Genomic DNA, 8,601 nt, shown 5'->3' with positions numbered 1-8,601 from the left:
CTCCGCCGCCATGTCCGCGATCACCACACGAACCACACCCAGCGGGATCCGCAGCAGCGCCGACACCTCCGCCACCGACCGCACCTGACGGCACAAAGAGGCGATGGCCCGAAACTCCGGGGGCCTCGCGGACAGGTCGTAGTGCGTGGTCGTGGCTGAGGAGACCAGCGCCTCCATCGCGAGTTGCATGCGAGGGGTCGTACGCCCGCCCGTGACGGTGAACGGGCGGACCGGAGACGCGGGCTCCTGGGGTGCCGGGGCGCCGGGCGGCCGTCCCCACGGGTCCCCGCCGGGCTCCTGACCCCACGGTTCCGCGCCCGGCTGCTGCCCCCACGGATCCATCCATCACCTCCGGGGATACGACATGGATTGGAGTTCGGCGCGGACCGCGGGGGTCAGCACCTGACCCGCCCGTTCCACCAGCAACGTCATCTGATAAGCCACCAGCCCCAGATCCGAATCCGCGGCCGCCAGCACCGCAAGACAGGAACCGTCACTGATCGACATGATCAGTAACAACCCCCGCTGCATCTCCACCACCGTCTGCGTCACCGGGCCACCCTCGAACACCCGCGAAGCGCCCTGCGTCAAACTGATCAACCCGGCCGCCACCGCCGCCAACTGGTCGGCCCGGTCCTTGGGAAACCCGTGAGAGAACGCCAGAGGCAACCCATCCGCCGACACCACCACGGTGTGCGCCACACCCGGCACGTTGTTCACGAAGTCCGTGATCAACCAGTTCAGGCCGCGTGCGCCCTGACTCAACTCACTCATGCGCCGTCCCCTTTCGGCAGTCGGTAGCCCTCGTCCTCGCTCAGTTCGCCCCGGGCCACCGCCCGGCCCTGCCGAACGCCCTTCTGCAGGCTCGCCAGCCGGCTGCGGGCCCGATCGGGCGACAGGATCGGCTGCGACGTGGCGGGCGCCGCCGACGCCGGCTCGGCCGAGCCGGGCACCAGGTTGGCCTTCGGCACCCGCTTCGGCAGGCCGGAGGTGGTGGTGCCGTCCGAGGCCGGCTTCTCGGTGGCCGCGGCCGCGGCCTGCCACCCGGCGTCCACGGAAGGCGCGGGCTGCCAGTCGGGTCCGGTGTCGGCGGCGGGAGTGCGCCGGAACCAGGCGGACTCGACGGAGGCGAAGATCGGCAGGTACTCCTCGTCGGGGGCCGGCCCCGTCTGCGGCAGGTCCTGGAAGACCGGCGCGCCGTGCAAGGGACCGGAGATCGAGACAGGCCCTGTGCTCGCCGGCGACGCCCCCAGGTTCAACGGGACCGGCCCGGTCACCGCGGGCAGCGGGCCGGTGGCCGCCTCGTCCGGCACCGAGTCGAACCGGCGTCCGCGCAGCCGCGTGAGCGGGTCCTGCACGGGCGAGATCGGCGGGGATATGGCCGGAGGGGGGGACGAAGACATCGACGATGAGTGCCCGCCCCAGGCCGACTGACCGGACTGGGAGCTCCAAGCGGAGGCGACAACGCCGGGGTAGGGCTGCTGCGTGTAGGCGCGACTGCCCATCAGGGTCTCCGGCAGCAGGACCATCGCGGTCAGCCCTCCCCCGTCGTGCGGCCTGAGCTGCACCCTGATGCCGTTGCGTATGGCGAGGCGGCCGACCACGAACAGGCCCATGCGGCGCGACACCGACACGTCCACGACCGGCGGGTTCGCCAGTCTCCAGTTGGCCTGGGAGATCTCCTCCGAGGTCATCCCGATGCCGGAGTCGGTGACGGAGATCATCACTCCCCCGCCGTCGATCCGGTTGCCCGAAACGACCACACGGGTGTCGCGAGCGGAGAACGACAGCGCGTTCTCCACGAGCTCCGCCATGAGGTGGATGACGTCGTTGACGGCCTGGCCGGCGATCGCGACGTCCGAGGGGAAGTTCAGCGCCACCCGCTCGTAGCCCTCGACCTCCGACAGCGAGGCCCGCAGGACGTCGGTGATCTCCACGGGCTGGCTCCAGCGGCGCGCGGGCTCCTGCCCCGCGAGGACCAGGAGGTTCTCACTGTTGCGGCGCATACGGGTGGCCAGGTGGTCCAGCTTGAACAGGTTCCCGAGCCGCTCCTCGTCCTGCTCGCCCTGCTCCAGGCCGTCGATCAAAGTGATCTGGCGTTCGACCAGCGTCTGCGTACGCCGCGACAGGTTCACGAACATCGCGTTGACGTTGCTGCGCAACCGGGCCTCGTCGCCCGCCAGCCGTACGGCCTCGCGGTGGACCTCGTCGAAGGCCCGCGCGACCTCGCCGATCTCGTCCGCCGACGCCACCCCGATCGGCTGCACGTGCTGGGGGCCGCCGGAGTCGGACTCGCGCAGGCGCTGCACGAGGTCGGGCAGCCGGTGGCCGGCGATCTCCAGCGCCTCGCTGCGCAGCCGCCGCAGCGGACGTACGACCGAGCGGGCCATGACCGAGGTGATGAGCAGGACCACCAGCAGGACGACCGCGACCAGGATCACGTTGACCGCGGCGACCCTCTGGTCCGAGCCCTGGAACTCCACGCTGCGCGCGATCACCGTGCGGGCGAGCGTCGAGTTGACCTTGTGCATCTGGTCGGCGGTCTCGCTGATCGCGTCGAACCAGGTGGCGACCGCCTGGCCGCCGGGGTCGACCCTGCGCAACGTGAGGCCGTCGCGGGTGAGGCTCAGGGCGAGGGCACGCAGGTATTCGGCCCGGTCGACCTTCTGGCCCGTGACGGTGTCCGAAAAGCGCTGGCGCTGCGCCGGCGTGGCCTGCGAGAGGAACGCGTTGCGCTCGCTGGCCTCGCGGGCGCGGGCCGCGGTGAAGGCGTCGAGTTCCGCGGTCTCGAACCGATTCCGCACCAGCGCGACGGCCAGCAGCGCGCGCTGTTTGGAGATCTCCTCTTCGGCCCGCGCGAGCGAGGCCATCGACTTGAGGCCGGCGATGACGCCCTCGTCGACCGCGCCCTGCACGGTCTCGTCGTACAGCCGCAGTGCGTCGGCGACGAACAGAGAGTATTTGTCGATCGCGGGCAGCGGAGGGAGCCGGCTTTCCAGGATCGTGCCGCGCAGCGCGGTCAGCTCGTCGAAACGGCCGCGCAGGCGGACGAGGTCGGCACGGCCGATGTCGCCGAACGCGTCGCCCGCGACCTCCGCCTTCGAGCGCACCCGCTGCGCGGCGGCGTCGACCGCCCCCTGCTGGTCGCGGATCAGCGAGAGCAACGTCTCGCCGTGCCGGTCGGCCGCCAGGTAACGGGCCGTCAGGTCGCGTTCGAGCTGCAGCTCGTGAACGAAGTCACCGATGCCGGCGACGAGCTCGGCCACCTCCTGCACGCGCCCGTACTCGGCGGCGCTGTTGATCGAGGAGGCCACCCTGAGCCCGCCCAGCGTGACGGCCACGGCGGTCGGCACCAGGATCAGCGCCAGCAGCCGCGTACGCAGGCGCCAGTTCCTCAGGGCCAGGCGGCTACCGGCGTTCGGCCGGGCCGTATCGGCCGGCTCTGCGTTCTTCGTTGCGGTCACACCGGTGCCGACCGGCGTCGAAGGCGGCTTCTCTTCGGCACGACGACCGCTCTCGACTGTTGCCGTCCTCACTGGTCGCCAACCTCTCGCGGTTCTTTATAGGGATTTCGGAACATCAGTCCTCGGAAGTTGTCCCAAGCCATCGGCAATTGGAGCATAAGCCTGGGATATAGGCCAAACAGACCGTGCGCGTTTTGGTGCGTTCCATCATGACGATCCAGTAACGGGACGAAGCACGCACCCGCTTCTCCCACGCCAGGCCGACGTCGCCATTACAGACCGAATTGAATTCGGGACTTGTCACGGTCCAACCCGGCAAGGGTCGAGACAACAGGGCATACCAGCATCTTCTTACTAGTTTAGTGACAAAGATCTTTTTGTCCTGTTATCGGCCCCGAAGGGCCGCTACGCTTCTCGCCCGTCGGCCCCGGCTGCCCGATTTCCCCGCCGGCGCCTTACCCCTTACCTAAGGAGACTCCATGAGACTCGTGGGCCGTGGCCTCGCAGTCTGCCTCGTGGCCGCCCTGTCGCTCACCGCGTGTGGCGGCTCGGACACGAGCGCGGAGTCCGACAGTAATAAAGGACTGGAAAAAAACACCATTACTGTCGGCATCTTGCCTATTCCGGATGTGGCCCCCCTGTTCATCGCACGGGATCGCGGCTTCTTCAAGGAAGAGGGCCTGACCGTGAAAGACGTCATCGTCCCGAACACCGCCGCGGCCGTGCCCAACCTCGTCAGCGGCGCGATGGATGTTGCCATCGGCAACTACTTCACGGTTGTGGCCGGCCAGGAACAGGGGATGGCCAAGTTCCGCATCCTCGCCGACATGTTGCAGGCGAAACCGGACGTTTTCGATATCGTCGTCAAGAAGGACTCACCCATCCAGTCGGTGAAGGACCTCAAGGGCAAGAAGATCTCCGTCACCTCGCAGAACAGCATCGCGACGCTCGCCGTCGACTCGACCCTGCGCGCCAACGGCGTCGACCCCAAGAGCGTCCACTACGTCCCGGTGGCCTTCCCCGACGCCCCCGGTAAGCTCGCCGCCGGTCAGACCGACGCCGCGTGGCTCACCGAGCCGTTCCTCACCAGCGTGCAGATGAACCTGGGCACCCGGAAGATCGCGGACACCATGACCGGTCCGATGGCGGACTTCCCGATCGCGGGCTGGGTGACCATCGACGAGGTGCTCAAGAAGTACCCGAAGACCATGGCGGCCTTCCAGCGCGCCATCGTCAAGGCACAGGAGGTCGCCGAGTCCGACCGCAAGGCCGTCGAGGCCGTCCTGCCCAAGTACACCAAGATCACGCCGCAGGCCGCCTCCGTCATCGGGCTGGGCAGCTTCCCGTCCTCTCTGAACCCCACCCGGCTGCAGCGGGTGGCCGACACGATGCTGGAGTACGGCTACCTGAAGTCCAAGATGGAAATCGCTCCGATGCTGGTGCCGATGCCGCAATGATGATCCGCACGGCGATCCGCGGCGCCGCGGGAGTCGCGGCGTTGCTGCTCGTGGCCGAGGCGGCCGGGCGGACCGGTCTCGCCGACACGCGGATCCTGCCGCTCGCCTCGACCGTGCTCGCCCGGGTCGCCGAACTGGCCGGCGACCCGGAGTTCCTCCAGGACATCGTGGCCACGCTGACCGTGTGGGCGAGCGGGCTGCTCGTGGCGGTGGCGCTCGCGATCCCGTCCGGGGTCGTCCTCGGTTCCCTGCCCCGGGCCGAGACGGCGCTGCGCCCCCTGATCGAGATCCTCCGGCCGATCCCGTCGGTGGCGCTCATCCCGCTCGTCGCGCTGTTGTTCGCCGCGGACGGCCAGGTCAAGACCACGATCATCGCGTACGCCGCGTGCTGGCCCGTGCTGATCAACACGTTGTACGGCATGCACGATGTGGATCCCCTGGCCAGGGAGACGCTGCGGAGCTTCGGCTTCGGGCGGCGCGCGGTGCTGCTGCGCGTGTCGCTGCCGAGCGCCGCGCCGTTCGTCATGACCGGTGTACGGCTGGCGGCGGCCGTGGCGTTGATCGTGGCGATCAGCACCGAGCTGCTGTCGGGCGGGGTGGGCGGAATCGGCGTCTTCATCATGAAGGCGGGGTCGGGCTACCGCGTGGACCTGATGCTGGCCGCCGCCGTATGGGCGGGCATTCTCGGCATGGTGGTCAACGCCCTGCTCGTCCGGGCCGAGCGCAGCCTGTTCCGGTGGCATCTGGCCCGAGCCGGGGTGGTCGCGTGAGCAACCTCGCCGTACGGCTGCTTCCGGTGCCACTGTTCCTGGCCGCCTGGGAGGCGGGGTGCCGGATGGCGGAGTCGACCTACTTCCCCCCGCCGTCCCTGATCGCGGCGCGGGCGCGCGAGCTGTGGTTCTCCGGGCCGGCGACGCGCCTGTTCCTCACCGACGCCGCGATCGAGAATTTCGTGCCCAGCCTCGGGCGCATGTTCGGAGGCTGGCTGCTCGCCTGCTTCGCCGGAATCGTCGCGGGGGTGGCCATCGGCAGATCCGCCACGCTGTCGGCCTATCTCGACCCGCTCATCCAGTTCGGACGGGCGATCCCGCCGCCCGCGCTCGTTCCCGTGTTCATCGTCGTCTTCCGTGACGATCTGCGGATGCTGCTGGCGACGATCGTCATCGGAGTGGTGTGGCCGGTGCTGCTCAACGCGGTGGACGGCGCCCGCTACGTGGACCGGGTGCAGGTGGACACCGCACGGGTCTTCGGTCTCACGAGGACGCAACGGCTGGTGCGCCTGGTTCTGCCGGCCGCGGCGCCGAAGATCTTCGCCGGGCTGCGGCTGAGCCTGTCCCTGGCACTCGTGCTGCTGGTGGTCGCGGAGATGACCAACGGCACGATCAACGGCATCGGTTACGAGCTGGTGTACATGCAGCAGTCCTTCGACATGCCGGGCATGTGGGGGATCGTCGCGCTGCTGGCCGTGCTCGGCCTGGTACTGAACCTGTCGTTCCTGCTGCTGGAGCGGCGGACCCTGTCCTGGCACCGGCTCGCCCGCCGGGCCGTCTGAAGTGGTGAGCCGTGCTTGAGATTACGAATCTGACCCACACCTACGGCAGGGGCTCGGGCGCCCATCGAGCGCTCGGCGGCATCGACCTCAAGGTCGCCGAGGGCGAGCTCGTGTGCATCGTCGGCCCTTCCGGCTGCGGGAAGTCCACGCTGCTGCGGTCCGTCGCCGGCCTGCTGGAGCCCACCGGCGGTCAGGTGCTCGTCGACGGCAGACCGGTCACCGGCACGCCCGACGGCCTGGCCGTGGTCTTCCAGGACTACAGCAGATCCCTGTTCCCCTGGTTGTCGGTGGGTGACAACGTCGCACTGCCCCTGCGCAGACGCGGGCTCGACCGGGCCGCCCGCCGGGAGGCGGCGGGCGAGGCGCTGGACGCGGTCGGCCTGGCCGGGGCCTCGTCGAAGTATCCCTGGGAGCTGTCCGGCGGCATGCAGCAGCGGGTCGCCATCGCCAGAGCCCTCGCCTACCGCCCGTCGCTGCTGCTGATGGACGAGCCCTTCGGGTCCGTCGACGCCCAGACCAGGGAGGACCTGGAGGATCTGGTGCTGCGGGTGCGCGGGCACCACCGCATGACAATCGTTTTGATCACGCACGACATCGACGAGAGCGTCTATGTCGGCGACCGGGTGGTCGTGCTCAGCCGGTCCCCGGCCACGGTCACCGCTGATCTGCGGGTGAATCTGCCGGCCCCGCGCGACCAGATCGCCACGCGCGAGCTGCCCGACTTCGTCCGGCTGCGCGCCGAGGTGGGCCGGCTGGTGCGAGGCACGCGGCCGCCCGGTGCGGCCGTCCTCTCCGATCCCTCATCGAACTGACAAGGAGCCGATATGACTGCAGCGAGCGAGGTCGTCTGGGATCTCGTCCGTGGCGCCTGGCGCTTCGCCGCGCTGAGTGCCCTGGTGGAGTTGGACTGTCCCGGCCACCTCGAGGACGGGCCGCTCACCGTCGAGGAGATCGCCGAGCGGTGTGGCGCGCACGCCCCCTCGCTCGCGCGGCTCATGCGGGTCGGCGCCTCATGCGGGCTGTTCACCGCGGTGGATCCCGGCCGGTACGCACTGACCGACGCGGGCCGGTTGCTGGTGGACGGCGTCCCCGGCTCCCTGCGCAGGGCCGTCCTGGTCAACACCGCTCCCGCGCTCTCGTACGCCACGAGCAACCTCGCCGCGACCGTGCGCGAGGGACGGTCGGCGTTCATCGAGAAGTACGGCGTGCTCTACGACCACCTGGCCACCGATCCGGATCTGAGCCACGTCTTCAACGAGTACATGACCGACCGGGCGCTGCCCATGGCTCAAGGTGTCGCCGAGCGGTACGACCTGTCCTCGGTCAAGACGCTGGTGGACCTGGGCGGCGGCCGGGGACACATCCTCGCGGCGGCGCTGCGGGCCAACCCGCATCTGCGCGGGGTGCTCTTCGATCTCGGGCACGTGCTGCCGGACGCGCGGGCCGCCTTCGACGAGTGGGGGTTGTCGGAGCGGGTCGAACTCGTCGAGGGCGACTTCTTCGCATCCGTTCCCCCGGGCCACGACGCCTACCTGCTGGGCAGTGTGATCCACAACTGGGACGACGAGGACGCGACCCGGATCCTGCGCGTGGTCCGCGAGGCCATGAGCGACGACGGCCGGGTGCTGCTGGTGGAGATAGTCGTGCCGGACGACGACTCACCGCACTACGGCAAGGACCTCGACATGCGGATGCTCGGCCTGTTCGGGCAGGGGAGGGAGCGCAGCAGGTCGGAGCACGACGCACTGCTGCGGGCCGCCGGGCTGCGCCTGGCCGGCACCTACGACCTGCCGGTCCACGCCACCCTCATCGAGGCGGTCCCCGCCTAGACGGCTCCCGGGCTGGGGCCGCCTCAGGCGCGTCCCCAGCCGGGTACGGCGACCCGCATGGTCAGCGCGTGTTCGACGAGCGTGATCAGGGTGCTCTTGACCGACTCCCGGTCCCGAGCGTCGGTGCGGACGATCGGGGTGTGCGGCGACAGCGTCATCGCCTCCCGCACTTCCTCCCCGGCGTGCGGGAACTGCCCGTCGAAGCCGTTGACGCCGACGACGAAGGGCAGGCGCGCCTCCTCGAAGTAGTCCACCGCGGGGAAACTGTCGGCCAACCGGCGGGTGTCGACCAGCACCAC

Annotated in this window: 8 protein-coding genes and 1 pseudogene; 5 read left to right on the top strand and 4 right to left on the bottom strand. The window is 69.7% G+C overall.

Annotated features, from left to right (window positions below):
• The 3 genes from AB0O28_RS39665 to AB0O28_RS39655 all read right to left on the bottom strand — a co-directional run.
• Positions 1-342: DUF742 domain-containing protein (locus AB0O28_RS39665; protein WP_363648176.1), on the bottom strand; the 342-nt coding region annotated here is incomplete at its 3' end.
• Between the two features lie 3 nt (positions 343-345).
• Positions 346-765 (bottom strand): roadblock/LC7 domain-containing protein, encoded by a 420-nt coding sequence (locus tag AB0O28_RS39660; protein WP_363648178.1) that lies wholly within the window; start codon positions 763-765, stop codon positions 346-348.
• Between the two features lie 5 nt (positions 766-770).
• Positions 771-3,536, bottom strand: coding sequence for a nitrate- and nitrite sensing domain-containing protein (locus AB0O28_RS39655; RefSeq protein ID WP_363648174.1), 2,766 nt, complete (start codon positions 3,534-3,536; stop codon positions 771-773).
• A 407-nt stretch (positions 3,537-3,943) separates the two neighbouring features.
• On the opposite strand from AB0O28_RS39655, the gene AB0O28_RS39650 reads away from it, so the two are divergent.
• Genes AB0O28_RS39650 through AB0O28_RS39630 form a run of 5 tightly spaced genes read left to right on the top strand, consistent with a single transcriptional unit; the run spans position 3,944 to position 8,302 of the window.
• Positions 3,944-4,921 (top strand): ABC transporter substrate-binding protein, encoded by a 978-nt coding sequence (locus tag AB0O28_RS39650; protein WP_363648172.1) that lies wholly within the window; start codon positions 3,944-3,946, stop codon positions 4,919-4,921.
• On the top strand, positions 4,918-5,691 hold the full coding sequence (locus AB0O28_RS39645) for an ABC transporter permease subunit (RefSeq protein WP_363648170.1): 774 nt from the start codon (positions 4,918-4,920) through the stop codon (positions 5,689-5,691). The genes AB0O28_RS39650 and AB0O28_RS39645 overlap by 4 nt, the downstream gene beginning before the upstream one ends.
• Positions 5,688-6,473 carry an ABC transporter permease subunit gene (locus tag AB0O28_RS39640; RefSeq protein WP_363648168.1) on the top strand — a complete coding sequence of 262 codons (786 nt, stop codon included), beginning with the start codon at positions 5,688-5,690 and terminating at the stop codon, positions 6,471-6,473. Before AB0O28_RS39645 ends, AB0O28_RS39640 begins: the two co-directional genes overlap by 4 nt.
• 11 nt (positions 6,474-6,484) lie before the next feature.
• Entirely contained in the window at positions 6,485-7,285 is an 801-nt protein-coding gene (locus AB0O28_RS39635) for an ABC transporter ATP-binding protein (protein ID WP_363648166.1), read from the top strand.
• 12 nt (positions 7,286-7,297) lie between these two features.
• Entirely contained in the window at positions 7,298-8,302 is a 1,005-nt protein-coding gene (locus tag AB0O28_RS39630) for a methyltransferase (protein WP_363648164.1), read from the top strand.
• Positions 8,303-8,325: 23 nt separating this feature from the next.
• On the opposite strand, the pseudogene AB0O28_RS39625 reads toward AB0O28_RS39630, so the two are convergent.
• Positions 8,326-8,601 (bottom strand): annotated as a pseudogene (locus tag AB0O28_RS39625) (ATP-binding protein); the annotation flags it as partial.

The sequence above is a fragment of the Microbispora sp. NPDC088329 genome (assembly GCF_040685655.1).
Taxonomy (GTDB): Bacteria; Actinomycetota; Actinomycetes; order Streptosporangiales; family Streptosporangiaceae; genus Microbispora.
Note: the sequence above shows the minus strand (reverse complement) of the source record. Positions and strands in the feature narration are given on the sequence as shown.

Coding starts and splice junctions, on each gene's coding strand:
- AB0O28_RS39650 (WP_363648172.1), top strand. CDS start 3,944: ATGAGACTCGTGGGCCGTGGCCTCGCAGTCTGCCTCGTGGCCGCCCTG.
- AB0O28_RS39645 (WP_363648170.1), top strand. CDS start 4,918: ATGATGATCCGCACGGCGATCCGCGGCGCCGCGGGAGTCGCGGCGTTG.
- AB0O28_RS39630 (WP_363648164.1), top strand. CDS start 7,298: ATGACTGCAGCGAGCGAGGTCGTCTGGGATCTCGTCCGTGGCGCCTGG.